Source organism: Dorea sp. AM13-35, from assembly GCF_003473885.1.
Classification (GTDB): Bacteria; Bacillota; Clostridia; order Lachnospirales; family Lachnospiraceae; genus Dorea_D; species Dorea_D hominis.
In genome coordinates, this window is sequence record NZ_QUCZ01000005.1 from 186,649 (window position 1) to 212,843 (window position 26,195).

General features: G+C 42.0%; 25 protein-coding genes. 24 read left to right on the plus strand and 1 reads right to left on the minus strand.

The annotated features are described in order from the left end of the window. Window positions 1-36: 36 nt before the first annotated feature. The 13 genes from DW152_RS07530 (at window position 37) to DW152_RS07590 (ending at window position 13,460) form a co-directional block, all read left to right on the plus strand. Complete coding sequence (locus DW152_RS07530; RefSeq protein WP_118288321.1) at window positions 37-807, plus strand: REP-associated tyrosine transposase; 771 nt, start codon at window positions 37-39, stop codon at window positions 805-807. 114 nt (window positions 808-921) lie between these two features. Beyond that, on the plus strand, window positions 922-2,250 hold the full coding sequence (locus DW152_RS07535) for a CCA tRNA nucleotidyltransferase (RefSeq protein ID WP_117537894.1): 1,329 nt from the start codon (window positions 922-924) through the stop codon (window positions 2,248-2,250). 152 nt (window positions 2,251-2,402) lie between these two features. Continuing rightward, complete coding sequence (locus DW152_RS07540) at window positions 2,403-3,413, plus strand: MarR family transcriptional regulator (protein ID WP_118288322.1); 1,011 nt, start codon at window positions 2,403-2,405, stop codon at window positions 3,411-3,413. A 195-nt stretch (window positions 3,414-3,608) separates the two neighbouring features. Then, the gene (locus DW152_RS07545; RefSeq protein ID WP_021860640.1) at window positions 3,609-3,884 is read left to right on the plus strand and encodes an HU family DNA-binding protein; all 276 of its coding nucleotides are present in this window, start codon (window positions 3,609-3,611) and stop codon (window positions 3,882-3,884) included. A gap of 498 nt (window positions 3,885-4,382) precedes the next feature. Further along, complete coding sequence (locus DW152_RS07550) at window positions 4,383-4,622, plus strand: RNA-binding S4 domain-containing protein (RefSeq protein ID WP_021860641.1); 240 nt, start codon at window positions 4,383-4,385, stop codon at window positions 4,620-4,622. A 232-nt stretch (window positions 4,623-4,854) separates the two neighbouring features. Beyond that, window positions 4,855-5,142 (plus strand): sporulation protein YabP, encoded by a 288-nt coding sequence (gene yabP, locus DW152_RS07555; protein WP_021860642.1) that lies wholly within the window; start codon window positions 4,855-4,857, stop codon window positions 5,140-5,142. A 3-nt stretch (window positions 5,143-5,145) separates the two neighbouring features. Beyond that, entirely contained in the window at window positions 5,146-5,469 is a 324-nt protein-coding gene (gene yabQ / locus DW152_RS13740; RefSeq protein WP_117537893.1) for a spore cortex biosynthesis protein YabQ, read from the plus strand. Window positions 5,470-5,561: 92 nt separating this feature from the next. After that, on the plus strand, window positions 5,562-5,888 hold the full coding sequence (locus tag DW152_RS07565; RefSeq protein ID WP_021860643.1) for an FtsB family cell division protein: 327 nt from the start codon (window positions 5,562-5,564) through the stop codon (window positions 5,886-5,888). A gap of 179 nt (window positions 5,889-6,067) precedes the next feature. Continuing rightward, window positions 6,068-7,471 carry a SpoIIE family protein phosphatase gene (locus DW152_RS07570; RefSeq protein WP_117537892.1) on the plus strand — a complete coding sequence of 468 codons (1,404 nt, stop codon included), beginning with the start codon at window positions 6,068-6,070 and terminating at the stop codon, window positions 7,469-7,471. A 150-nt stretch (window positions 7,472-7,621) separates the two neighbouring features. Next, window positions 7,622-8,986 (plus strand): tRNA lysidine(34) synthetase TilS, encoded by a 1,365-nt coding sequence (gene tilS, locus DW152_RS07575; RefSeq protein WP_117537891.1) that lies wholly within the window; start codon window positions 7,622-7,624, stop codon window positions 8,984-8,986. Next, window positions 8,970-9,497 carry a hypoxanthine phosphoribosyltransferase gene (hpt, locus tag DW152_RS07580; RefSeq protein ID WP_117537890.1) on the plus strand — a complete coding sequence of 176 codons (528 nt, stop codon included), beginning with the start codon at window positions 8,970-8,972 and terminating at the stop codon, window positions 9,495-9,497. The genes tilS and hpt overlap by 17 nt, the downstream gene beginning before the upstream one ends. A gap of 17 nt (window positions 9,498-9,514) precedes the next feature. Continuing rightward, window positions 9,515-11,365: an ATP-dependent zinc metalloprotease FtsH gene (gene ftsH, locus DW152_RS07585; RefSeq protein WP_117537889.1), complete on the plus strand. Its 1,851-nt coding sequence runs from the start codon at window positions 9,515-9,517 to the stop codon at window positions 11,363-11,365. 34 nt (window positions 11,366-11,399) lie between these two features. Continuing rightward, the gene (locus DW152_RS07590) at window positions 11,400-13,460 is read left to right on the plus strand and encodes a glycoside hydrolase family 13 protein (protein WP_118288323.1); all 2,061 of its coding nucleotides are present in this window, start codon (window positions 11,400-11,402) and stop codon (window positions 13,458-13,460) included. A 70-nt stretch (window positions 13,461-13,530) separates the two neighbouring features. Here DW152_RS07590 and map read toward each other — a convergent pair whose 3' ends face one another. After that, window positions 13,531-14,340, minus strand: coding sequence for a type I methionyl aminopeptidase (gene map, locus DW152_RS07595; RefSeq protein WP_021859870.1), 810 nt, complete (start codon window positions 14,338-14,340; stop codon window positions 13,531-13,533). A 173-nt stretch (window positions 14,341-14,513) separates the two neighbouring features. On the opposite strand from map, the gene DW152_RS07600 reads away from it, so the two are divergent. The 11 genes from DW152_RS07600 to DW152_RS07650 all read left to right on the plus strand — a co-directional run bounded on the left by DW152_RS07600 (window position 14,514) and on the right by DW152_RS07650 (window position 25,994). Then, window positions 14,514-15,590 carry a 6-phosphofructokinase gene (locus DW152_RS07600; RefSeq protein ID WP_118288324.1) on the plus strand — a complete coding sequence of 359 codons (1,077 nt, stop codon included), beginning with the start codon at window positions 14,514-14,516 and terminating at the stop codon, window positions 15,588-15,590. Window positions 15,591-15,622: 32 nt separating this feature from the next. Continuing rightward, a complete protein-coding gene (gene dnaX / locus DW152_RS07605) occupies window positions 15,623-17,194 on the plus strand; it encodes a DNA polymerase III subunit gamma/tau (protein WP_118288325.1) in 1,572 nt (523 codons plus the stop codon). A 249-nt stretch (window positions 17,195-17,443) separates the two neighbouring features. Further along, window positions 17,444-17,797, plus strand: a complete 354-nt coding sequence (locus DW152_RS07610) for a YbaB/EbfC family nucleoid-associated protein (RefSeq protein WP_021859873.1) — start codon at window positions 17,444-17,446, stop codon at window positions 17,795-17,797. A 21-nt stretch (window positions 17,798-17,818) separates the two neighbouring features. After that, window positions 17,819-18,415 carry a recombination mediator RecR gene (gene recR, locus DW152_RS07615; protein ID WP_118288326.1) on the plus strand — a complete coding sequence of 199 codons (597 nt, stop codon included), beginning with the start codon at window positions 17,819-17,821 and terminating at the stop codon, window positions 18,413-18,415. A 74-nt stretch (window positions 18,416-18,489) separates the two neighbouring features. Beyond that, on the plus strand, window positions 18,490-19,593 hold the full coding sequence (locus DW152_RS07620; protein ID WP_117537884.1) for a LacI family DNA-binding transcriptional regulator: 1,104 nt from the start codon (window positions 18,490-18,492) through the stop codon (window positions 19,591-19,593). 427 nt (window positions 19,594-20,020) lie between these two features. Continuing rightward, window positions 20,021-20,674: a fructose-6-phosphate aldolase gene (gene fsa, locus DW152_RS07625; RefSeq protein ID WP_021859930.1), complete on the plus strand. Its 654-nt coding sequence runs from the start codon at window positions 20,021-20,023 to the stop codon at window positions 20,672-20,674. Window positions 20,675-20,702: 28 nt separating this feature from the next. Further along, on the plus strand, window positions 20,703-21,539 hold the full coding sequence (locus DW152_RS07630; protein ID WP_118288327.1) for a transketolase: 837 nt from the start codon (window positions 20,703-20,705) through the stop codon (window positions 21,537-21,539). After that, window positions 21,527-22,465 (plus strand): transketolase family protein, encoded by a 939-nt coding sequence (locus DW152_RS07635; protein WP_118288328.1) that lies wholly within the window; start codon window positions 21,527-21,529, stop codon window positions 22,463-22,465. The genes DW152_RS07630 and DW152_RS07635 overlap by 13 nt, the downstream gene beginning before the upstream one ends. 173 nt (window positions 22,466-22,638) lie before the next feature. Beyond that, window positions 22,639-23,754: a LysM peptidoglycan-binding domain-containing protein gene (locus DW152_RS07640; RefSeq protein WP_118288329.1), complete on the plus strand. Its 1,116-nt coding sequence runs from the start codon at window positions 22,639-22,641 to the stop codon at window positions 23,752-23,754. 113 nt (window positions 23,755-23,867) lie between these two features. After that, complete coding sequence (locus DW152_RS07645; protein ID WP_118288330.1) at window positions 23,868-25,058, plus strand: DUF5711 family protein; 1,191 nt, start codon at window positions 23,868-23,870, stop codon at window positions 25,056-25,058. Window positions 25,059-25,067: 9 nt separating this feature from the next. Beyond that, window positions 25,068-25,994, plus strand: a complete 927-nt coding sequence (locus DW152_RS07650) for a CvpA family protein (protein ID WP_117537880.1) — start codon at window positions 25,068-25,070, stop codon at window positions 25,992-25,994. The last annotated feature ends 201 nt before the right edge of the window (window positions 25,995-26,195 follow it).

Below are 26,195 nucleotides of genomic sequence, written 5' to 3' on the forward strand. Positions count from 1 at the left end.
AAAAAGACCTGTCCCTTTTTAGGAAAGGAGACAGGAATGCCTCGTAAATCAAGGAAGAAAAGTATATCAGATATTTATCATGTAACTAATCGAGGAGTCAATCATTTATCTATATTTGCACAAAACCGAGAAAAAGGACGAATGTTAAATTTGATTCGGGAGAATTGTGACAAATATCATGTGGGCATATATTCTTATTGCATCATGCCCAATCATTTTCACCTTTTAATAAAAGCAAGTTTATCAGATTTATCAGCATTTATGGCTGTTATATCATCAAAATATGCATCATATTATAATTATAAACATAAAAGATCAGGAGTTGTTTTTCAAAATCGTTTTCAAAGCCAGTGCATAGAAGATGCCAATTATTTTTGGAACTGTTTGCGCTATATTCATTTGAATCCCGTAAAGGCAAAATTATGTAAAGATCCAAGATCATATAAATATGGAAGCATGAATGAATTATGTAAAATAAGAAAAAAAGAGATCTTGGATGAAAATGTATATAAAAAAATCAAGGAATTTTTTGGAACAGCAGAGCAGTTCTGGGCATTTCATAATTTGCCGGATAGTAGTAACAAGCTATTATTTATTGATATAAAGGAAGAAGAATTTGATCAAATGAAAGAGATTGCTGTAGAGATATTAAAAAGTATGTCACAGCAATATAAAGAATCTATGAAGGAAATATTAGAATACTCAGCAATGAGAAACGAATTTGATCGAAAAATAAAAACGGCTCTTAATATTTCACAATGTATGGTGGAAAACATAAGAAAACAAGTGTTAGAAGAAATATATTAGATAATTAGGGACAGGTCTTTTTGAATTGGGGACGGGGATTTTCTGGAAAAACCCCGTCCCCAATTCAAAAATGTGGTATGATAAAATGGAATGTGGATAAGTGGAGGTAAAAATGTGGAATATTTAGAATTACAATTACCAGAGAATGTGCAGAAGATTATCACTACATTGCAGATGTATGGTTATGAAGCGTATGCAGTTGGTGGGTGTGTAAGAGATTCACTTTTAAATAGAACGCCGGGTGACTGGGACATCACAACATCTGCGATGCCCGGAGAGACAAAATCTTTATTTGATAAAACATTTGACACAGGGATTGAACACGGTACAGTGACGGTTGTATTTGGCAGAGAGGGATATGAAGTTACAACGTACCGGATTGACGGGGAATATACCGACAGCAGACATCCGAGGGAAGTGACGTTTACAAGAAGCCTGAAAGAGGATTTGCTGCGCAGAGATTTTACAATCAATGCAATGGCATACAATGATAAAGACGGACTGATTGATATTTTCGGAGGAAAAGAGGATCTGCAAAGGAAATGTATCCGGTGTGTGGGAAATGCCAAAGAACGTTTCAGCGAAGATGCACTCAGAATCTTGCGAGGTGTGCGTTTTGCTGCACAGCTGGGATTTGATATTTCAGAAGATACAAAAGAAGGTATGCGTGAGCTGGCACCAACACTTAGAAATATCAGTGCGGAACGGATACAGGTGGAGCTTGTGAAGATGCTCACTTCCGACCGACCGGAGTTACTTAAAATGGCATGGGAATTGAAAATTACACAGATATTTCTGCCAGAATTTGATCGTATGATGGAAACGATACAGGAGACACCGCACCATATGTATAACGTGGGTGAACATACACTGCATGCGATGAAAAATGTACGTGCAGATAAGATACTGCGTTTGACTATGCTTTTACACGACACAGGAAAACCAGCTCTAAAAACGATGGATGCAAATGGAGTTGCACATTTTAAAAAACATGCGGCAGAGAGTGAGAAAATTGCCGGACGTGTATTAAAGCGCCTGAAATTCGATAATGATACATTGCGTAAAGTGACAAAACTTGTAAAATATCACGATTACCGCATGGAAGCAACGGAAAAAAATGTGCGGCGCGCGATGAATATTATAGGTGAAGAATTATTTCCATATTATATGGAAGTAAGGCGTGCGGATGTACTTGCGCAGAGCCTGTACAAAAGAGAAGAAAAAATACAGAATCTGGACGAAATAGAAGAGTTATACCGGAAAATTGTCGCACTTGGGCAGTGTGTATCTTTGAAAACACTGGCAGTAAACGGAAGTGATTTGATTGCAGCAGGAATGAAGCCGGGTAAAAAAATCGGAGAAAAATTAGAAGAATTGCTGGAACTTGTAATTGACGATCCGGATATGAATACAAAAGAAAAGTTATTCCAATATTTGGGATAACTAAGTGTATAAATGTGTGAATAAGTAAGTGGATAAAGTAACCAAAAGGGGACGGGGATTTTCTAGAAAATCCCCGTCCCCTTTTGGTATATTCACGCCTGCTTTTACATACATTTAGAAAGAATATGATATGTAAAGTGCAGGGGATAGATATGCAGGAGTTAGAACAAAATGTGTTAGAACAATATAATATGGAGATAAGCAGCACCCGCAAGATCAGGGGTGCTGTTTTATGCGATACAAATCGGGGATGGTTTCTGCTTAAAGAAGTGTCGCTGACCGCAAACCGGATTCCTGCACTCTGTGAATTATATGAATATCTGAGAACTGAAGGATACACTCATTTGGATCATATAGAAATGAACAGGGAAGGCGGGCATATTACAGAAATGGAAAATGGGGAGAAATATATATTGAAGCGCTGGTGTGATGGAAAAGAATGCGAAATACGCCGATCAGAAGAACTGGTGGAGGCGTCGGCAGAGCTTGCAAAGCTTCATCTCCTTCTTCAGCATCCCATGGAAAATAAATGCGGACAGGCGGAACATCTGGTGAAAATATATGAAAAGCATGACAGAGAACTGAAAAAAGTGCGCCGTTTTATCAGAAAGGTGCCTTTGAAAGGAGAGTTTGAATGTGCATTCCTGAAAGCTTTCGACAGTATGTATGAATGGGCGCAGGCGGCAACGGAAAGGCTTGGCAATTCAGACTATGAGAAACTTAGAAATGACTGCTTTCTCACGGGCAAGATGATTCATGGGGAATACAATTATCATAATATACTGATGTGCCGGGATATGCGCAGCAGCAAGGTCGCTGCGATCACTAATTTCGAAAAGTTTCATCAGGATGTGCAGGTGGAAGATCTGTATTATTTTCTCAGAAAAACAATGGAGAAAAATGGATGGAAAGAACGTTTTGCAGATGCAGTGTTAAATGCGTATTCAGCGATCCGTCCAATTAGTTCGGATGAAATGGATTATCTGCGCATCCGGCTTATGTATCCGGAAAAATTCTGGAAAGTTGCGAGTGTGTACTATCATTCAAATAAGGCGTGGATGTCTGTAAAAAATGTCGAGAAATTGCAGACGGCAGTGATGCAGATGAAACAGAAAAAGAAGTTTTTAAAAGCTGTTTTTAATGAACCAGTACAGGGGCTTTAAAAGAGACTTTCAGAAAACTGCAAAAAAGTGTGAAAATGCCGGAAAATGGGCATTTTCTGGATGAAATTCCTTGACAAACAATAAGAAAACAGGTATAACAGTAACTAAAGGCGGTTGGCGCGGGGACGTGAAAACCGATGACAGAATAGAATAAATAAGGGATTCTATAGTTAAACAAGAGGAGGAAAATTATCCATGAACAAAACAGAATTAGTAGCAGCAATCGCTGACGCAGCAGAATTATCTAAAAAAGATTCCGAGAAAGCTTTAAAAGCATTTGTTGATGTTGTTACAGAAGAGCTGAAAAAAGAGCATAAAATCCAGTTAGTTGGTTTTGGTACATTTGAAGTAAGCAAGAGAGCTGCAAGAGAGGGTAGAAATCCTCAGACAGGTAAGACAATGAAGATTGAGGCTTGCAAAGCTCCAAAATTCAAAGCTGGTAAGGCTTTAAAAGATGCTGTTAATGCATAATCAGTAATAGTAGTGGATTATAACGGAGTGTCTTGCGCTGTGGCGTCAGGCACTCCTTTTGTTGTTAGGGCAAAGTCCTGTTTTACATTGTGGAGTTTTTCGTTGATCCGAAAAACGGAACTTTGGAAAACAAATAAACCACCGGCTAAGCCGGTGGTCGTGATTTATGGCGATGAGGAAATGCAGGCTGCCTATAAAACAACACCTTTCAGACTATCTACAGGTTGGGTGAAAGCACTTTAACATTATGAAGAAAACCTTCAATAATGTAATGAAATATTCGTCAATTGTATTATTAATTAAAAGAGATTGTACAAGAAGAACAATAATAATTTATCACATACAAAATGAAATTACAGATATCATATTTTTTTCAGCTAAATATAGAAAAAAGTGGTGTGCAGAAATCTTAAACAAAATAGATAAGTTGCAGGCAGCAGAGTGTGAAGGTATATAGAAAATTTATTTCCTGAGAAAAATTTCGAGGAGAAGAAAAACATGAGATTAGACAAATTTTTAAAAGTATCCCGCCTGATCAAGCGCAGAACCGTGGCGAATGAAGCATGTGATGCGGGACGTGTGCTTGTCAACGGGAATGTTGCGAAAGCATCCGTGAAAGTTAAAGTCGGAGATATTATCGAGATCCAGTTCGGTACGAAGACAGTTAAAGTCGAAGTCCTGGCAATTCAGGAGACAACGAAGAAAGAAGAAGCAAAAGAATTGTTTAAATATTTATAAAATGTCATATTTTATCCTGATCTTTCATAAAATTATTTTAGTCGGAGGAGACGCTTGCTTCTATGAATAAATGGCGGGCAATAAATATGGCCTGGAGGAAATGCCAATTTCGGTTAAGATAAATGCTCCGCAGGAATGTGCAGCAATTTTCTTAGGTGAATGTTAGCAGTGTTTATCAGAAGCGTATGCAACTCCTGCGTGTCCGGCTCGATTAAGAAAGGTTGGGATACAGATGGAAGAAAGAACAACGGTATCGAAAAATCATAAACTGGTTGTAAATAACCGGAAGACAAGTCTGGTGACAGGTGTGCTGGATGTGTTGTCTTTTGATCTGAATGAAGTGTTTCTGGAGACGGAACAGGGAATGCTTATGGTCAAGGGGAGCGATCTGCATGTGAACCGGCTGAATCTGGAAAAAGGCGAGGTGGATCTGTCCGGGACGATAGACAGCATCGCTTATTCGGATGTACAGTCGGCGGTCAGCAGAGGCGAGAATATTTTTGCAAAATTGTTCCGGTAACGCATGCCACAGATTCGGGAAGAAGTCGTGATTTTTCTTGCTGCACTGCTTACTGGGATGATCGTGCGGTTGGTTTATATCGGACTGAATGTGTTCCGTCAAATTGTCAGACATAATCTTCGCATTATGGAGAGTGAAGACCTAATTTTCTGGATTGGATCTGCATTTTATATCTTTGTGCAGAATTACCACACAAATAATGGTAGTATGAGATGGTATTGCATACTAGGTGTGGTAGGAGGCGCGATTCTTATATCAATCCTGTATACTCATCTAAAAAAAGTGCAAAAAAAAATCTACACACGCAAGAAAAATAAATGCCCTTAAAAACTTGCGAAATGTCCGAAAAACATTTATCATATATAAGTAATTAAGGGAAAAGCCTGGGTGGGACCGGGCAAAAGGGTGAGTATATAATTATGAATGCAAAGAGACAAAAGAGACGCGTGAGCTTTGGGCAGAGAAGGCGTGTCAGAACACACAAGAGAAGCATGATTGCAATTGGAACTGTGCTGGTGCTGATGATCATTACACTGACCGTAAGTGGAATGTCACTTAAGGCAAAGGAACAGCAGAGTATTGCAAGAGAAACAAAGTTAGAAGAACAGATCAAACAGGAGAAAGCACGGACTGCACAGATCGAAGATATGGAGAAGTATGCAGATACTGATGCATATGTAGAAGAGATTGCACGTGAGAAGTTACATCTCGTACATAAGAATGAGATCATATTTAAAGCAAAATAAAAGATACAGATGATAAGCTTTGGGAGAATTCCCAAAGCTTTTTCAGTTATGGCGACGAGGCAAATGCGCCATGCTTGCATGGTAGCATTTACCGACCGCTAATCAGCGAATAAAACTTGCAGCGCGTGTTTTATCGCTGATTTATTGCTGGCATTACAATTATAAAAGGGGAGATAAGGGTGGAAGAATTAAAAGAAAAAGGAGCATTTTCCAATCCGTATGTGATGCAGATGGACAAATTTGCAGATTCGCTGGTTCATTTATCCAGAACATTCTTTACACTGGAAGGGTATAAGGGAACATTTTCAAGAGAGGAACTGGAAACAATGTTTTCCAGAGTGACGGAGCAGGTATGCGAAAATTGTGAGAACCGGGAAGAATGTCTGGGCGAGAAAAAGATCCAGACATATCAGCGTATGTACGACATCCTGTGTGCAGTGGAGAAATACGGTGCGGAAATCAATATTGAATTAAAAAGAAAACTTCAGAAACAGTGCGTGATGGCACCTCGTTTTCTGCGGGAGACATTGGAAGCATTTGAAAATGCAAAACAGCAGCTCATATGGAACAATCGGATGGTGCAGAACCGGGAAGGCTATGCAGGACAGCTGCAGAGCTTTGCGAAAATGATCCAGTATACGACAAGAGAACTGGAGGCAAGTATTTTTGAGGATCGGCATCTGGAAAAGAAATTAAAAAATTACTTGAAAAAACAGAACATTAAAATGATGTCGGCAGTATTCTATATTACCCCGCAGGGAAAATATGAAGTACATTTAAGTGTAAAAGCGCCGAAGGGGCAGTGTATTGCGACAAAAGAGCTTGCACACGAAGTGGGGAAATGTCTGGGACACCCGATGATTCCGGGGCAGAATGAGCGCCCGATTCTCGGAAATGAATATGCGTCCATCGCCTGTGTGGAAGGGGCAAAATACCAGACGATACAGGGAGTTGCCAGAATCGGCAAAGAAGGCGAGAGTATTTCAGGAGATACATTTTTGATGACAGATCTTCCGGGTGGTAAGAAAGGTATTGCCCTGTCAGATGGCATGGGTTCCGGGGAAGAAGCATTCCGGGACAGTACAATGGTTGTGGAAATGTTGGAAGAACTTCTGGAGGCAGGATTCCCGGTCAATACAGCAATCCAGATGATGAACACGGCGCTTGTAATCGGAAGAGAAGAGGTGCGTTTTTCCACGGTGGATGTCAGTTTGTTTGATCTGTATGATGGAACATGCGAAATTGTAAAAGCAGGCGCGTCAACGACATTTATCAAGAGAAAGAACAAAGTGGAAATGATTCGCTCTACATCCCTGCCAATCGGAGTCCTTGCGGATATTGAAACAGATCAGGAAAAACTGGAACTGGAATCCGGCGATATGGTGATTATGGTGACGGATGGAGTACTGGATATGCTGACGGTAGGCGAGCAGGACACAATTATGTGTACGCTGATCGAACAGTCTTCGCTTGTAAATCCAAAAGAATTTGCCAATTATCTTCTTGGACAGGCGCTGGAATGGGGACAGTCACTTCCGGGGGACGATATGACGATCATTGTGACAGGCATCTGGAAACTGTAAGAGGGAAAAAACGGTGCAGCCCTTGTAAAACTTGCAATTTTCAGCAAAATTATATATATTAAAAATGATATCATAAAACAATTTTTAGATATCATGGATGGAGAATTTGCTCCGAATTTAAAATAGCAGGAAAACAAAGGATATAAGAAAATGTATCAGAAAGTAAAAGCATATGTGAAGAAATGGCATATGCTTCAAAAAGAAGACAGTGTTATTGCAGGTATATCGGGAGGCGCCGATTCGGTATGCCTTCTTTTCATGCTGCTAAAGCTGCAAAAGGAACTGGGATTTGCCCTAATGGCAGTGCACGTAAATCATGGCATCCGCGGTGCAGAAGCAGAACGCGATGAAGCTTATGTGAAGCGGCTGTGCAGACAATGGAATGTCCGGCTGAAAGTGTACCGGGAAAATGTGCCGGCATATGCGAAGGAACATGGTATGACCGAAGAAGAGGCTGGAAGAGATATACGGCGTACTTGTTTCTGTAAAGTATTAAAAGAGTGGGGTGGAACGAAGATCGCCCTGGCGCATCATGAAAATGACAATGTGGAGACACTGCTCTGGAATCTGTGCAGGGGTACCGGTATCCGGGGTTTGGGAGGAATCGCGCCGGTAAATGATGTGTGGATAAGACCACTGCTCTGCGTAAAAAGGCGGGAGATTGAATCATATCTGAAAAAGCGGGGAATATCTTATTGTACAGACACGACAAATGCAGACCGCAGGTACATGAGAAACCGTATCCGGATGGACGTTATCCCGTATTTGGAAGACTGCGTGAATACGGAGAGTGTTTCGCACATGGGAAAGACGATGGAGCGGATGTATGAACTGGAGCAATATATATTAGAAGAAGTCGGGAAGTATAAAGAGAGCTGTACAGGCTGGAAGAATGGTAGACGGATCATTCGCCAGACAGAATATACAAAGATCCCGAAGGCACTCCGGGATAATGTCTTACATGAGATTTTATGTGAGACAGCAGGCAGACGCAAAGACATTGAAGAAGTGCATATACAGATGCTGCGGGATTTATTTACAAAACAGGTCGGCAAAAGGATCGATCTGCCTTACGGGGTGACAGCAATCCGCACATATGAAGGTGTCCGGTTTGAAAAAAATATACCTGAAGCGTCTTATGCCGGAGACGAAAATGAATTATTTTCCATTCGTGTATTTGACAGAGAGCCTGGAAATGTAACATTTCCAGAAAAAATATACACGAAATGGTTTGACTATGATATAATTAAAAATACTGTAAAAATAAGACATCGAATAGCTGGCGACTCCATTGTGATCAACAGATACGGAGGCAGGAAAAAGCTGAAACAGTACTTCACAGACCAGAAGGTTCCGCAGGAAGACAGAGATAAGATCTGGATCGCAGCGGACGGAGATGAAGTGCTGTGGATCGTCGGTTACAGGCAGAGCCAGAAATACCAGATTACAGAGAAGACAACGAAGATATTAGAAATACAATATTACGGAGGAGAAGAAAATGGCAGAGACAATTAAAGTTATGATTTCTGAAGAAGATGTAGAGAAGAGAATCCAGGAACTGGGAAAACAGATCAGTGAAGCATATGCAGGAAAACAGGTGCATCTGATCTGCGTGCTGAAGGGCGGAGTGTTCTTCATGTGTGAACTTGCAAAGAGAATTACGGTTCCGGTTTCCATGGATTTTATGAGCGTAAGTAGTTACGGAGACGGAACATCCTCAAGTGGTGTTGTTAAGATCGCAAAAGACCTGGATGAGCCTCTGGAAGGAAAAGACGTTCTGGTTGTAGAAGATATCATTGATTCCGGACGTACCTTATATTATCTGCTTGAGATCTTAAAGAAGAGAAATCCAAACAGCATGAAGCTGTGTACGCTTCTGGATAAACCGGACAGACGTGTGCGCGATGTAAAAGTAGATTATGTCGGTTTTGAGATCCCGGATGAATTTGTGGTTGGATACGGTCTGGATTATGCACAGAAATACAGAAATCTTCCATATGTTGGTGTAGTAGAAGGCGTAGAATAAAAAAGGAGGATGAGCCGGTGACAGATAATAAAAAGAACAGAGGACTGAGTGGAATTACTCTGTTCCTGTTTGTACTTATTGTACTTGGCGCACTTTGGTTTACAAATACACTGGATAGCAAGGAGAGTCAGTTGAGCCGACAGAAATTTGAAAAACTGATTACCAGTGAAAAAGTAGACAGTGTGACGATAACACAGAATAAAAACGTTCCGACCGGAAGCGTGGAAGTGCAGTTAAAGAACAAGAAAAACGGAGAAAATGAGAAGAACTACTTATATGTATCTGATGTAAATGAGATCCAGAAATATCTGGACAAAGCAAAGATTGATTATGAGATGTCGGATGTTCCGAGAGATAACTGGTTTGCAACAACGATTTTCCCGGTATTGCTTACGATGGCTGGATTTTTCCTGATTTTTATGATGATGAACCGTCAGGGTGGCGGTGCAAATTCCAAAGCGATGAGTTTTGGAAAAAGCCGTGCAAGACTCAGCACAGAGCAGGATAAGAAAATTACGTTTGCACAGGTGGCAGGATTACAGGAGGAAAAAGAAGATCTGGAAGAGATTGTTGATTTCTTAAAATCCCCGAAGAAATATATCCAGGTTGGCGCAAGAATCCCGAAAGGTGTACTTCTTGTGGGACCTCCGGGAACCGGTAAGACTCTGCTTGCCAAGGCAGTCGCCGGAGAAGCAAAAGTACCATTTTTCACAATTTCCGGTTCAGATTTTGTGGAAATGTTTGTCGGCGTAGGAGCATCCCGTGTGCGTGATCTTTTTGAAGAAGCTAAGAAGAACGCACCGTGTATTATTTTCATTGATGAGATCGATGCCGTGGCAAGAAGCCGTGGAACCGGTATGGGCGGCGGACATGACGAGAGAGAACAGACATTGAACCAGTTACTGGTAGAGATGGATGGATTTGGCGTAAATGAAGGAATTATCGTAATGGCTGCGACAAACCGTGTAGATATTCTGGACCGTGCGATCTTACGTCCGGGACGATTTGACCGTAAAGTTATGGTTGGAAGACCGGATGTAAAGGGACGTGAGGAGATCCTGAAAGTCCATGCCAAAGGCAAACCGCTCAGTGAAGAGATTGATCTGAAACAGATTGCGCAAACAACAGCGGGATTTACAGGAGCAGACCTGGAGAATCTTCTGAACGAAGCGGCAATCCTTGCGGCGAAAGACGAGAGAATTTACCTGAAACAGGATGACATTAAGAGAGCATTTGTCAAAGTCGGAATTGGTGCGGAGAAGAAGAGCCACATCATTTCCGAAAAAGAGAAGAAGATTACAGCTTATCATGAGGCGGGACATGCGATCCTGTTCCATGTACTGCCGGATGTCGGACCGGTTTACAGCGTGTCTATCATCCCGACCGGAGGAGCCGGCGGTTATACAATGCCGCTTCCGGAACGTGATGAGATGTATAATACAAAGGGCAAGATGCTGCAGGATATTACGGTATCGCTTGGCGGACGTGTAGCAGAAGAAGAGGTGTTTGACGACATTACAACCGGAGCTTCGCAGGATATCAAACAGGCAACGGGTCTGGCAAAATCCATGGTTGTAAAGTTTGGTATGTCTGATGAGATCGGACTGGTAAGTTATGATAATGAAAACGATGAAGTATTTATCGGACGCGACCTGGCACACACATCCAGAGGTTATGGCGAGAGTGTTGCAACTGTGATTGATAAGGAAGTAAAGCGTATTATTGATGAATGCTATGCCAGAGCAAAACAGATCATTGAGGAGCATGAGGATGTACTTCATGCATGTGCAGAGCTTCTTCTGGAAAAGGAGAAAATCTCAAGGGAAGAGTTTGAAGCATTATTTCACGATGAACCAGTGGAAGCGTAGCAATCGGAACCGGCAGAAGGAAGGACGATAGAACATGAATAAGCAGGCTTTATTTTGTGACGGAACAGCGAGGTATGTGTGTCCGTTGGAACCGGAAGTGGGGGAGACAGTTACACTTAAGTTCCGGGCGGCAAAAGAAGATAATATACAGATAAGGCTGGCGATCAATAACGAATTATATACGATGGAAAGTGAACGCACCTATGGTGCGTTCACTTATTACCGGGCAGAATGGAAACTGAAAGATGGGATGACTTCCTATTATTTTGAGATTCAGGATGGTGAGGAAGTCTGGTATTACAATCGAAGCGGGCTCACGGATGGGCGGATTCCATATTATGATTTTCGCCTGGCTCCGGGATTTTCCACGCCGGATTGGGCAAAAGGCGCAGTTATTTATCAGATTTATACGGATCGTTTTTATAACGGCGATCCGGAAAATGATGTGGAGACAAGAGAGTATTTCTATATTGGCGATTACAGCAGCAAAGTAACGGACTGGAACAAATATCCGGCGGCGATGGGAGTCCGGGAATTTTACGGTGGTGATCTGCAGGGAGTGATTGACAAACTGGACTATTTACAGGATCTGGGAGTGGAAGTACTGTATTTCAACCCACTTTTTGTCTCTCCTTCGAATCATAAATACGACATCCAGGATTATGATTATATTGATCCGCATTTTGGAAAAATCGTTGAAGATGGCGGCGAACTGCTTTCGCCCGGCGAGAAATCGAATAAAAAAGCAACGAAATATCAGAAACGTACGACTTCCTTTGCAAATCTGGAAGCAAGCAACGAATTATTTATAAAACTGGTAGAAGAGCTGCATCGCCGCGGTATGAAGATTATTCTGGACGGTGTCTTCAATCACTGTGGATCATTTAATAAATGGATGGATCGGGAGTGCATTTACGAGAGGAAGAAAGGCTATGCTCCGGGAGCATATATTTCCAGAGAAAGTCCGTATCATGATTATTTCCGGTTCTTCTCAGATGAGGAAAAAGACTGGCCATATAATGGAAAATACGATGGCTGGTGGGGGCATGATACTTTGCCAAAATTAAATTATGAGGAATCGGTGAAACTTGAGAACTATATTTTAAATATGGGACGCAAATGGGTGTCGCCGCCGTACAATGTGGATGGCTGGAGACTGGATGTAGCAGCGGATCTCGGACGAAGCAACGAGTACAATCATCAATTCTGGAAGAAATTCCGTGAAGTGGTAAAAAATGCGAATCCAGATGCGATTATTCTGGCAGAGCATTACGGAGATCCGAGAGAATGGCTCGGAGGCGATGAATGGGATACCGTTATGAATTATGATGCATTTATGGAGCCAATCACCTGGTTCCTGACCGGAATGGAAAAGCACAGTGATGAGATGCGTGAAGAGCTCCGCGGAAATGCAGATAATTTTACTAGAGCGATGACGTATCATATGGCAAATATGATGGTTCCATCCCTTCTGACATCCATGAATGAATTGTCCAATCACGATCATTCGAGATTTTTAACGCGTACGAATCATATGGTTGGCCGTGTTGCCGAACTGGGACCGGAAGCGGCGAATGAATTTGTTAATCCGGCTGTAATGCGCGAAGCGGTTGCCTTCCAGATGACGTGGATCGGGGCGCCAACGGTATACTATGGCGACGAGGCTGGTGTCTGTGGATTTACAGATCCGGATAACCGACGAACCTATCCGTGGGGACATGAAGATCAGCAGATGCTGGGATTCCATAAAGAAATGATCCGCATACACAAAGAGCATGAAGCGCTGCGGACAGGAGCTGTAGTTATGCTGCACTGTGAGAAAAATATACTGGCTTACGGCAGATTTACAGAAGAAGAGCAGATTATTGTGATTCTGAATAACCGGAGCGAACTTGCAGAAGTAACGGTTCCGGTATGGAAGGCGGAAGTGCCAGTGAAAACAAATATGAGACGACTGATGTATTCTTACAAGGATGGATATACAACGGAATATGAGAAATATCTTATCAGGGACGGCGAACTGGTGGTGAATATGGGAGCGTATTCGGCGTTAGTTGTCGAAACGATAGACGAAATGGGGACGGGGATTTTCTAGAAAATCCCCGTCCCCATTTCAAGTAGTTATCCACAGGCTGATTTCAGCGTTTTCCCGATGAAAATGTGGATTACTTTGTCAATACTTCAGCCCCATCTTCTGTGATGAGCACCATATATTCAATTTGGGCAGATAGACCGTCGTCAATGGTAAAAACTGTCCAGCCATTATCTTCGTCTACGAAGAAATCCGGGCTACCTTCGTTGATCATCGGCTCGATTGTAAACATCATACCTGGGACGAGAACCATCTCGCTTCCCTTTGGTGCGACATAGCATACGAAAGGATCTTCGTGGAATTCCAGACCGATTCCGTGTCCACCGATTTCTTCTACGACAGAGTAACCATTCTTCTGTGCATGACGGTTGATCGCAAAAGCGATATCGCCCAAATGTCCCCATGGTTTTGCTTCTTTTAATCCGAGTTCTACACATTCTTTTGTGACACGGACGATCTTTTCTGCTTCCGGGGACACATTTCCAATCGTAAACATACGGGATGCATCAGAAAAATAACCATCTAATATAGTAGAAACATCTACATTGATAATATCGCCTTCTTCCAGAATCTCATTTTCATCCGGGATACCATGGCAGATGACATTGTTGATAGAAGTGCATACACTCTTCGGGAACCCTTCGTAATTTAACGGAGCCGGAATGCCGCCATGTTCGGTTGTAAAATCATAAACCAGCTTATCGATCTCAGCAGTGCTCATGCCTGCATGGATGTGCGCGGCAACGTGGTCTAACACGGCTGTATTAAGATCTGCACTTTTTCGGATCGCAGCAATCTGCTCCGGTGTTTTTAAAAGAGAACGATCCGGTACAATCTGTCCCTTTGCTGCGAGGGACCATAATTTCACATCTAATTTATCCACATTAAATACCTGCTTTCTGTAAAATATTTAGAACTGTATTTTATTATAGCACCTTTTTGGTAATTTGGTATCCTCCATTGCGTAGATGATAAAAATCATGTATAATTTTAAAATGATTGGTTATTTTGCAAATATATACTTTACAAAAGTGTAATTGTGAAAGGATGATGAATATGTTTAGATTAGGTATGCTTACCAGTGGTGGAGATTGTCAGGCGTTAAATGCAGCAATGCGCGGCGTTGTAAAGACACTCTGCGAGAAACGTGATGATGTAGAGATTTATGGATTTCAAGATGGATATAAAGGTTTGATCTATTCAAATTTTAAGATGCTGACAGCAAAGGACTTTTCCGGAATCCTGACAATGGGTGGAACGATCCTGGGAACATCCCGCCAGCCATTCAAATTAATGCGTGTTCCGGATGAGAATGGGCTAGACAAGGTGGAGGCTATGAAACACACGTATCATAAGCTGAACTTGGACTGTCTTGTGATCTTAGGTGGAAATGGCACACATAAGTCTGCAAATATGCTGAGAGAAGAAGGGCTGAATGTAGTCACACTCCCAAAGACGATCGACAATGATCTCTGGGGAACGGATATGACATTTGGTTTCCAGAGTGCGGTAGACATTGCGACGGATACGATCGACCGGATCCATACGACTGCAACATCCCACAGCCGTGTATTTATCGTGGAAGTTATGGGACACAAGGTTGGCTGGGTGACACTTCATGCGGGTATTGCAGGAGGAGCGGATATTATTCTGCTTCCGGAGATCCCTTATGATATTGATGTGATCGCAGAAGCAATCAATAAGAGAGGAAAAGCCGGAAAACATTTCACGATCATTGCGGTTGCAGAAGGTGCGATTTCCAAAGAAGATGCGAAACTTTCCAAGAAGGACCTGAAAGCAAAAAAAGCAAAAGAAAAGTATCCGTCTGTTGCGTACGAACTGGCAGAGAAAGTGCAGAAGAAGACGGATCAGGAAGTCCGTATTACAGTGCCAGGACATACACAGCGAGGAGGTTCTCCGTGCGCATATGACCGTGTGCTTGCAACAAGACTCGGTGCGGCGGCAGCAGAGGCAATTCTGGACAGCGATTTCGGCAATATGCTCGGAGTTAAAAATAACAAGATTGTCCGTATCCCACTGGCAGAGGTGGCTGGTAAATTAAAATACGTGGATCCAGAATCTGAGATCGTGCATGAAGCAAAACTTGCCGGTATCAGTTTTGGTGATGAATAGATAAATGACAGATAAACAGGGAGTGTAAATAAATGTCTTATATGGCATTGTATCGTAAATTCCGGCCGGATGAATTTGAAGATGTTAAAGGTCAGGATGCGATTGTTAAGACTTTAAAAAATCAAATAAAAGCAGACCGTATCGGTCATGCATATCTGTTTTGTGGGACAAGAGGAACCGGTAAAACAACGGTTGCCAAAATATTTGCAAAAGCAGTAAACTGCGAACATCCGGTAGACGGAAGTCCATGCGGAGAATGTAGTATGTGCAAGGCAATCAGTGCCGGCAATTCCATGAATGTAATCGAGATTGATGCGGCATCGAACAACGGTGTGGATAATATCCGTGAGATCCGTGAGGAAGTTGCTTACAGACCAACTGAAGGACGCTACAAAGTTTACATTATCGACGAGGTGCATATGCTTTCGATCGGCGCTTTCAATGCACTTTTGAAAACGCTGGAAGAACCGCCGGAGTATGTTATTTTTATTTTAGCGACAACAGAAGCGCATAAGATACCGATTACGATTTTAAGCCGCTGCCAGCGGTATGATTTTAAGCGGATTTCCATAGATACGATTGCCGGACGGCTCCGGGAGCTGATCAATAAGGAAGGCTGGGATGTGGAAGAAAAAGCAGTGCGGTATCTGGCGCGGATGGCAGATGGTTCTATGCGAGATTCCTTAAGTCTCCTGGATCAGTGTGCGGCTTTTTACATTGGAGAGAAGCTGACATATGACCATGTGCTGGAGGTGCTTGGCGCTGTCGATACCGAGGTATTCAGCAAGCTTCTGCGCAGACTGCTGGACATGGATGTGCATGCAGTGATCGAGACAGTGGAAGAACTGACGATGCAGGGCCGCGAGCTGTCGCAGCTTGCAGCTGATTTCACATGGTATTTGAGAAATCTGTTACTTGTGCGCTGTTCAGATGACATGGAAGATGTGCTGGATGTTTCTACGGAGAATCTTGCACGTCTGAAGGAAGAAGCGCAGATGATCGATAACGATACACTGATCCGTTATATCCGTGTATTTTCTGATCTTACGAATCAGTTAAAATTTGCAACACAGAAGCGAGTGTTGCTGGAAGTTGCGTTGATCAAGTTATGCAAACCGGCGATGGAGACGAGTCAGGATGCACTTTTGGACCGCATCCGCGCCGTGGAAAAACGTCTGGATGAAGGCGTGGTAGTTGCAAATGCGCCGGTAGCAGCTTACCAGATGCCGGTATCGGATACTTCTGCAGCACAGGAGAAGAAGCCAGAGCTTCCGAAAGCACTGAATGAAGATGTGAAAGCGGTTGCTGCAGATTTTCGGATGATCGCCAATGATGCATCCCCGATGCTGCGTAACTTTCTTAAGCGGGCAAGGCTCAGCGCAGGTGAAGGCAACCGGCTTATGATTGTACTTCCGGATGAAATGAGTGCAGATATGGTTGGCTCGGATGCACATAAAGCAGAGATAAAAGAGCTTATTTCAGAGAAGATTGGCAAAGATGTCGAGATCGATGTACGGCATGTAGAAGAAGGACATAGGTTTGAAGACCAGTTTGTGGATATTGAAAGCCTGATACACATGGACATAACAGTTGAGGACGAATGATACTTAAATATCAGGTTTTAGGTTTTTTTATCAACTTGAACTTGTTTATGAGTGGATGAAAGATTTTGAAAACTGCCCAGTATATGTATAAAAGTGGGATTGAGATTCTACGACATATAAATGGTGGGGAAAAGTGTGAGAATGCGGAATACGGAATACGGAACCGCTCGCAGATATTATAATTAGAATTATATACAACAGATAGACTGATAATTACAAATTTTATTACAAAACAGGAGGATTTTAATCATGGCAAAAAGAGGTGGATTCCCAGGCGGCGGAATGCCGGGAAATATGGCAAATCTGATGAAGCAGGCACAGAAGATGCAACGTCAAATGGAAGAACAGGCAAAAGAGATGGAAACAAAAGAATTTACAGCAACAGCAGGTGGCGGAGCTGTGGAAGCAACAGTTTCAGGTTCCAAAAAAATTGTGAAACTGAAACTGGATGAAGAAGCAGTAGATCCGGATGACGTGGAGATGCTTGAAGACCTGATCGTTGCGGCTGTTAATGAAGCACTTGAGAAAGTAGATGCAGAGTCTGCTTCTGCAATGTCCAAATTTACAGGCGGAATGGGCGGCGGAATGCCGGGATTATTCTAATACGGGAATGGTGAGCAGAAGATGGATTACTACAGTAACCAGATAAGCAAACTGATCGAAGCCTTATCCTGTCTGCCTGGAATTGGTACGAAGTCGGCGGCAAGGCTTGCATTTCACTTGATCCATATGCCAAAGGAAGATGTACAGAAACTGGCAGATACAATGGTGGAAGCAAGACAGAATGTTAGATATTGCGCAGAATGCTGCACACTGACCGATCAGGAACTCTGCCCAATCTGCAGTAATAGAAACAGGGATCATAAGACGATCATGGTTGTGGAAAATACAAGAGATTTGGCAGCTTATGAAAAGACGGGAAAATACAACGGGGTTTATCATGTCCTGCATGGAGCGATTTCACCAATGCTTGGTATCGGTCCTGAAGATATTAAACTGAAAGAGCTGATCAAACGACTGGAAGGCGATGTGGAAGAAGTGATCATCGCGACCAATTCCAGCCTGGAAGGTGAGACAACAGCGATGTATATCAGCAAATTGATCAAACCGATTGGCGTGAAAGTTAGCCGGATCGCCAGTGGTGTTCCGGTAGGCGGAGATCTGGAATATATTGATGAAGTGACATTGCTCCGAGCGCTGGAAGGCAGAACGGAATTATAAAGTAAAAGGGGACGGGGATTTTCTAGAAAAGCCCCGTCCCCTTTTAAAGAGTGTGGAAGGATGTGTGGAAAACTATGGGAAAACGTAAAGTGACATCTATGGATATCGCAAAAGCTGCCGGAGTGTCGCAGTCGACCGTTTCAATGGTATTAAATAAAAAATATAATGTGTCTTTTTCAAAAGAGACTGTGGAAAAAGTTGAGCGTGTGGCGAAAGAATTGGGATATGTTCCGCAGAAACGTAAACACCGCAAAGAAAGTAAGAAAGAAAAACTTCTGGTTGTATTTTGCTCCAATCTTACAAATCCATACTATGTAATGCTTCTGCAGGGGATTGAATCGCGAGCGAAAGAGCAGGGATTCGGACTGTTTGTCTGCAATACGCAGCGTGATTTGCATATGGAAGAACGATATCTGAAAATGATGTGGGAATTAAAGCCACTTGGCATTATTTATACATGTAATCCGAGTCATTGTTTTATGGAACTGGTAGAAGAATTGTCAAGATCGATTCCGGTTGCAATCATCAATAACCAGAATGAACGGCTGAATGTAGATGCTGTGGAACTGGATAATTCCAAACTGGGACGCATGATGGCAGAACATCTCCTTGAACTGGGACACCGGAAGGTGGCATATGTGGCGCCGCCATTGACGACCAGGCAGAAACAGCGGTCAAAACGTGTGGAAGGTTTTCTGAATGGATTTGCGGAAAAAGGTCTGAAAGACCAAGTCATCATCAAAGCGGCGAGAGAAGAAATTGATCTGGATGTGGCACATATTGATTCGGAGTATAAGATTGGTTACGAGCTGACACGTGAGCTCCTGAAAGAATCGCCGGAAGTGACGGCTATTGTTGGCCTGAACGATATGATCGCCTTTGGCATTCTCGATGCACTGCACGAAGCAAAACTTAAAGTGCCGGGAGATATGTCTGTGATGGGATGCGATAATACATTATTTGCCCGGATGCACAAAGTAGATCTTACGACTATTGAACATTTTGTAATATTCAAAGGAAGGGATGCATGCGATATTATTATGAAGAAAATCGCATCTCACAATACGAAATATTCGGACATTGAGCCAATCAGTACCTATCATGTCGAATATGAACCGCAACTGATCGTGCGCGGAACAACATCTTACCCACGGGAAATAAAACGCAGGCGCAGGTAGGTGCTACATATAGAAATAAAGAGTGGGAACGGATAAAGCTTACATACAGAAATAAAGAACAAGAATAAGTGAGCTTTGTGTGTGGGAATAAGGCAGGGAGTTGGGTGAAATCTGCATGCAGAATTATGGATAAAAATAAATTACAGATGGAAAATTAATATATTTTCGAAAATTATTATTAATAATATGGCATCGAAAAAGCAGCATGGCATGAAAACAACAGAAAATAAAAGAATATCGAAAAAATATCGTAACAATTTTACAAGGAATTAAAAAATGTTAACTAATATAACATATTTATTAATAGAGAAAATTATTAATAAAAAAATGAACTATTGACCAAATGTCGCATGATAGGATATAATTTTATCATGTGAACATAAGGATCTGTGAAGAGATTCACGAATGATTAAAGGAGGAATAAAAAATGAAATTTTTCATTGACACAGCGAACGTTGACGACATCAGAAAGGCTAATGACATGGGAGTTATCTGTGGAGTAACAACAAACCCATCTCTGATCGCTAAAGAAGGAAAAGTATTTGAAGAGGTAATCGCAGAGATCGCATCTATCGTGGATGGACCGATCAGTGGTGAAGTAAAAGCTACAACTGTTGATGCTGAAGGCATGATCAAAGAGGGAAGAGAAATCGCTAAGATTCATCCGAACATGGTAGTTAAGATCCCTATGACAGTAGAAGGATTAAAAGCTTGTAAAGTACTTTCTTCAGAGGGAATTAAGACAAATGTTACATTAATCTTCTCTGCTAACCAGGCACTTCTGGCTGCAAGAGCAGGAGCAACATATGTATCTCCATTCCTTGGACGTCTGGATGACATTTCTGTAAGAGGAACTGACCTGATCACAGAGATCGCTCAGATCTTCGAAGTTGCAGGAATCGACACAGAGATCATTGCAGCAAGTGTACGTCACCCAATGCATGTAACAGACTGCGCATTAGCAGGAGCTGATATTGCAACTGTACCATACAAAGTTATCGAGCAGATGACAAAACATCCATTAACAGACGCAGGAATCGCGAAATTCCAGGCTGACTACAAAGCTGTATTTGGAGAATAGAGAGCATTTTCATATTAGGAGGAACACCATGAACAAATTAGAATTAATGAAGATGGCGAACGAAGTTCGTAAAGGTGCCATCACAGCAGTTCACAGTGCCAAATCCGGACATCCGGGCGGATCACTGTCAGCAGCTGACATTTATACATATCTTTATTTTGAAGAGATGAATGTAGATCCAAAAGATCCTAAGAAAGCAGATCGTGACCGTTTTGTACTGTCCAAAGGACATACAGCACCAGGTTACTATGCGACACTTGCCAACAAAGGCTTTTTCCCGGTTGAAGATCTGACTACACTTCGTAAAGTGGGATCTTACCTGCAGGGACATCCGGATATGAAACACATCCCGGGAGTTGATATGTCAAGTGGTTCTCTTGGACAGGGGATTTCAGCAGCAGTTGGTATGGCAATTTCTGCAAAATTAAATAATGCATCTTACAGAGTATACACTCTGCTTGGAGATGGTGAGATTCAGGAAGGACAGGTATGGGAAGCTGCTATGTTAGCAGGTCACAGAAAACTGGACAACCTTGTAGTAATTGTAGATAACAATAACCTTCAGATCGACGGAACTGTAGAAGAAGTAAACTCCCCATATCCAATTGACAAGAAGTTTGAAGCATTTAACTTCCATGTAATCAATATCGACGGACATGATTTCGATGCAATCGATGCTGCATTCAAAGAAGCAAGAGAAATAAAAGGACAGCCAACAGCAATCATTGCCAAGACTGTGAAAGGTAAAGGAGTTTCCTTTATGGAGAATCAGGTATCATGGCACGGATCTGCTCCGAACGATGAGCAGTATGCAGTTGCTATGGCAGATTTAGAGAAAGTAGGTGAAGCATTATGTCAGAAGTAAAGAAGATCGCAACAAGAGAAAGCTACGGTAATGCTTTAGTTGAATTAGGTAAAAAACATGACAATGTTGTAGTTTTGGATGCAGACCTTGCAGCAGCTACAAAGACAGGAATCTTCAAGAAAGCATTCCCAGAGCGTCATATTGACTGCGGTATCGCAGAGAGCAATATGATTGGTGTGGCAGCAGGACTTGCTACAACAGGAATGGTTCCATTTGCAAGTTCTTTTGCAATGTTCGCAGCAGGACGTGCATTTGAGCAGGTTCGTAATTCGGTCGGATATCCGAAGTTAAATGTTAAGATCGGAGCAACTCATGCAGGTATTTCTGTAGGAGAAGACGGAGCAACACATCAGTGTAACGAAGATATTGCTCTGATGAGAACAATTCCGGGAATGGTTGTTATCAACCCAGCTGATGATGTTGAAGCAAAAGCAGCAGTAGAAGCAGCTTACGAACATGTAGGACCTGTTTATCTTCGTTTCGGAAGACTTGCTGTTCCGGTAATCAATGACAATCCGGATTACAAATTCGAGCTTGGAAAAGCTGTAACATTAAGAGAAGGAACTGATGTTACAATTATCGCATCAGGACTGACTGTTTCTGAGTCACTTGTAGCAGCAGAGAAGCTTGCAGCAGACGGAATCAGTGCAGAAGTAATCAACATGCACACGATCAAACCGTTAGACGAAAAAGCAGTTATCAAAGCAGCAGCTAAGACGGGCAAGATCGTGACAGCAGAAGAGCACTCTGTTATCGGAGGACTCGGAAGTGCAGTATGCGACGTTGTTGCTGAGAAAGCACCTGCAAAAGTTCTGAAGATTGGTGTAAATGATACATATGGAGAGTCTGGACCGGCTGTAGAACTGATTAAGAAATACGGACTGGATGCAGACAGCATTTACGAAAAAGTAAAAGCATTTGTATAAGAAAAAATATGACCTAAAAGGGGACGGGGATTTTCTAGAAAATCCCCGTCCCCTTTTTACATTTATTCACACCCTGTCGAAAACTTTATCCACTTTATCCCCATCATATGCTAAAATCTGCAAAAATCCCGTGCTACCATATACAAAAATTTCATAAATGAGGTGAGGAGTATATGGAAAGACAATTTCCAAAAAATGTAAGGCAAATCGGGAACGTCAGTGACGAACCAAAAATCTACATGGAGGACTATGTAGATACGTATCTGAATCAATTGCGGATGAAAGCAATTGATTCGCCGATAGCAGCTCTGCTCACAGGGGAGATTGTGGAGCAGGAAGGACAGGCAGTTGTATACATATCAGGAGCGCTGCAGATTGAAACGGTCGAAGTTGCAGGGACAGAGATTCGGATGGATGAAGAGATATGGAAACGGACGCAGGAGGAGCGGGAGACGCATTTCCCCGAACAGGAAGCAGTCGGCTGGTGTATGATTGAGACCGGTCATCCGATGGGACTGAATCAGGGGGCGGGAGAGCTCCATAAGAAATTATTTGAAAAGGAAAATACCGTTTTCGTATGGCGTGATGCACTGGAAACGGATGAAATTTTTTATGCGTGCAAATATGGTGAGCTGATGCAGATGGGCGGACATTATATTTATTATGAAAGAAATCCGACGATGCAAAGTTATATGATCCGGACGAGAAAAGAAAATGGCGTGACACCCAGTGAGCTGGTTGAGGATCGAGCTGCAAAGAATTTTCGTAGTACAGTAAGAAACAAAAAGAATTATCGGGAACAGAGGCAGTCATCCAGATTTAGCTATGCGATGAGTGTATCTCTGGTAGTTGTTGTGCTTGCAATCGGAATCTCAACCATGAATAATGTGGACAAGATGCGCTCGGTACAGAAATCCCTGGACATGCTGTCCATGTCGATCGGCAAAACCGAAGAGACAAATGGAACTGTAAAAGAAGCTGAAAATAATAAAGAAGATAAACAAAATCAGAAAAATAAAACGGAAGAAAAAACCGTGGATAATAAAGCGGATAGTAAGGAAACCGAAAATCGAAAAAAAACAGAAAATGAACAGCAGAAGACAGAACAGTCAACAGCCACAGGAAAACAGGCGCAGGAAGATTATTATACTGTACAGCGCGGCGATACACTGGACAAGATCAGCCTGAAACTGTATGGAACAGCAAATCATGTAGAAGCTATCTGTAAGATGAATGGTCTGACAGACGGAAATCTGATTTATATAGGACAAAAACTTTTGCTTCCATAATATTTTAAATAAGAAAAGCAAAGCCGGAACTGTGAAGTGACAAGTTTTGGCTTTGCGTCTGTTTCTGGGATGTGCTATACTGGTCACAAAATCAAAACAAAGGGGATAAAAACGTGCAAAGTAAAAATAGAAAATTCCGGGTTGTAGATGAGAACCATTCTCCAGATCCGAGAATCCCGAATGTAAAGCGCAAAAGAGTGTGGAAAAAGAGTACACTTCTGTTCGCGGGAGGGTTGCTACTTTTGGTGCTGGTGATTTTCGGGATTATTTATTTTAGAACATACACTTCTGTCCGCGTATCTGAAACTTATGCGCTCAGCGGAGCAGCGAACAGCAGTTATAAAACATTTGCGAAAGGGGTATTAAAATACAGCCGTGACGGTGTAGCCTATGTAAATGAAAAAGGGGAAGAGCAGTGGAACCAGTCCTGCCAGTTAAAGACACCGATCGTAAAAGTCATGGGAGACTGTGCCGCAATTGCGGATGAAGGTGGAAATGATATTTTTATATTTGATAAAAATGGCGAAAAAGGAGAAGTGCACACGACCCTTCCTATTGAAAAGATCGCCGTATCAGGACAGGGAATCGTAAGCGCAATTGTAAAGAATGAATCCGCTCCGGAGATTGTCTGCTATGATACTGCCGGTAATCTGCTTGTGGAACATCAGGCATCACTTGGCGGAACCGGCTATCCGCTGGATGTTTCCATGTCAGAGGATGGAGAAGTCATGCAGGCAGTTTATATGCAGGTACAGGGAGGAAAACTTATTTCCAAAGTAGCATACTACAATTTTGGAACGGCAGGAGAAAATGTAAAAGATCACGAAGTTGCGAAAAAAGAATATAAGGACAGCGTGTTGGCTGATGGATTTTATATGAAAGGCAATGTATCCGCTGTTGCAGGTGACAACTGTCTGACATTTTTTGATGGCAAAGAGACACCAAAAGAAGTTACAACCGTAACGATCAATAAACAGATCCAGAGCATCTCCCATAATGAAAAATATGTTGGTATGCTGCTTAAAAACACAGGAAAAGATGGATACGAGCTTCGCTTGTACAACACTTCCGGTAAAAAAGTGCTTTCCAAAGAAATAAAAGAAAATTACCGGAACATCAGAATCTGCGGAAATCAGGTGATTCTTTTCGATGGTAAAAAATGCAGTATTTATTTAAAAAATGGAATACATAAATTTGAAGGCACGATGGATGATAGTATATTGGAAATTGTCCCTGTATTTGGGGTAAATAAATATATTGTGCTGGATGTAAATGGAATGGACAACATACGACTTGTCAGATAAGGAGAGTATATGGACTGGATGGTAATGGCAATAGGAGCAATCTTTCTGATTGGATTTGCAGTTGGTATATATAAAGGTGCGGTGAAAATAGCAGTGTCGCTGGCAGCAACCGTTTTTACGCTTATCGTTGTAGTGATCGCGACTCCGTTTGTAGCAGATAAGATCGCAGAACTGACACCGGCAGACGAGATGATCAAGAGCCAGGTAGTAAAAGCAATGGCAGGAGCGGCAACTTCAGCTGTAACCGGTGATTCTGAAGGAGATAATTCCGGCATGACAGCTGAGAATGTCAGGAAAGTATTGAAGGCGGCAGGGATTACTGAAGAAATGCTGAAACAGCATGGTGTTACAATAGATGATATTGTAAATGGAAAGATTACGAGTGAAGATTTGAAAAAATACGGAATTTCTTCCAGTGTTCTGGATGGACTTAACCAAAAGGACAGTTCTTCTGTGGAAGAAGCGATTAAAAACGCAGATATTCCAAAAGACCTGCAAAATAAAGCGATTGAAATGGCAAAATTGCCGCAAGTATTTAAAACGATGTTAAATGACAATAATAATGATAGTGTATATAAAGATCTGGGGGTAAAAACCTTCGCAGAATATGTTGGCGAATTCCTTGCACAGCTCATTATACACATGGTAGCGTTTCTTTGTACATTCCTGTTGGTTACAATTCTTGTGCGGGCAGTTGTATTTGCATTAGATATAGTAGCAAACCTTCCTGTGCTTGGCTTTTTTAACCGGCTTGGTGGAGGAGCAGTGGGGCTTTTGATTGCACTGATCATTATATGGTTCCTGTTTATTATAGTTACATTAATGTATGTAACTTCTGTTGGAAGAGAAATGTATCAGACGATACAAAGCAATGCAATATTGAAAATAATATATGATTATAATCCGTTATTAAAACTTGCAATGAACTTCCGGTAGACAGGGCACTCATGAGTAGTTTCTTGTCGCATCCTGCCGTTTTGCATACGGTTCGAATGAGATGTAGAAATTTCTGGAAATAATGAAAAAGCTATTGACAATAAGATCTGGATATGATAATCTAGATAGGCTGTCGCAAGAGAGCAGGATAACTCAGAAATGAGTTGCAAAAAAGATTAAAATAATTATTGACAAAGAGTT

Bases quoted from the DNA above. Each gene is read 5' to 3' on its own strand.
- DW152_RS07530 (WP_118288321.1), top strand. From the start codon at position 37: ATGCCTCGTAAATCAAGGAAGAAAAGTATATCAGATATTTATCATGTA.
- DW152_RS07540 (WP_118288322.1), top strand. From the start codon at position 2,403: ATGCAGGAGTTAGAACAAAATGTGTTAGAACAATATAATATGGAGATA.
- DW152_RS07545 (WP_021860640.1), top strand. From the start codon at position 3,609: ATGAACAAAACAGAATTAGTAGCAGCAATCGCTGACGCAGCAGAATTA.
- DW152_RS07550 (WP_021860641.1), top strand. From the start codon at position 4,383: ATGAGATTAGACAAATTTTTAAAAGTATCCCGCCTGATCAAGCGCAGA.
- yabP (WP_021860642.1), top strand. From the start codon at position 4,855: ATGGAAGAAAGAACAACGGTATCGAAAAATCATAAACTGGTTGTAAAT.
- yabQ (WP_117537893.1), top strand. From the start codon at position 5,146: ATGCCACAGATTCGGGAAGAAGTCGTGATTTTTCTTGCTGCACTGCTT.
- DW152_RS07565 (WP_021860643.1), top strand. From the start codon at position 5,562: ATGAATGCAAAGAGACAAAAGAGACGCGTGAGCTTTGGGCAGAGAAGG.
- tilS (WP_117537891.1), top strand. From the start codon at position 7,622: ATGTATCAGAAAGTAAAAGCATATGTGAAGAAATGGCATATGCTTCAA.
- hpt (WP_117537890.1), top strand. From the start codon at position 8,970: ATGGCAGAGACAATTAAAGTTATGATTTCTGAAGAAGATGTAGAGAAG.
- DW152_RS07590 (WP_118288323.1), top strand. From the start codon at position 11,400: ATGAATAAGCAGGCTTTATTTTGTGACGGAACAGCGAGGTATGTGTGT.
- DW152_RS07600 (WP_118288324.1), top strand. From the start codon at position 14,514: ATGTTTAGATTAGGTATGCTTACCAGTGGTGGAGATTGTCAGGCGTTA.
- dnaX (WP_118288325.1), top strand. From the start codon at position 15,623: ATGTCTTATATGGCATTGTATCGTAAATTCCGGCCGGATGAATTTGAA.
- DW152_RS07610 (WP_021859873.1), top strand. From the start codon at position 17,444: ATGGCAAAAAGAGGTGGATTCCCAGGCGGCGGAATGCCGGGAAATATG.
- recR (WP_118288326.1), top strand. From the start codon at position 17,819: ATGGATTACTACAGTAACCAGATAAGCAAACTGATCGAAGCCTTATCC.
- DW152_RS07620 (WP_117537884.1), top strand. From the start codon at position 18,490: ATGGGAAAACGTAAAGTGACATCTATGGATATCGCAAAAGCTGCCGGA.
- fsa (WP_021859930.1), top strand. From the start codon at position 20,021: ATGAAATTTTTCATTGACACAGCGAACGTTGACGACATCAGAAAGGCT.
- DW152_RS07630 (WP_118288327.1), top strand. From the start codon at position 20,703: ATGAACAAATTAGAATTAATGAAGATGGCGAACGAAGTTCGTAAAGGT.
- DW152_RS07635 (WP_118288328.1), top strand. From the start codon at position 21,527: ATGTCAGAAGTAAAGAAGATCGCAACAAGAGAAAGCTACGGTAATGCT.
- DW152_RS07640 (WP_118288329.1), top strand. From the start codon at position 22,639: ATGGAAAGACAATTTCCAAAAAATGTAAGGCAAATCGGGAACGTCAGT.
- DW152_RS07650 (WP_117537880.1), top strand. From the start codon at position 25,068: ATGGACTGGATGGTAATGGCAATAGGAGCAATCTTTCTGATTGGATTT.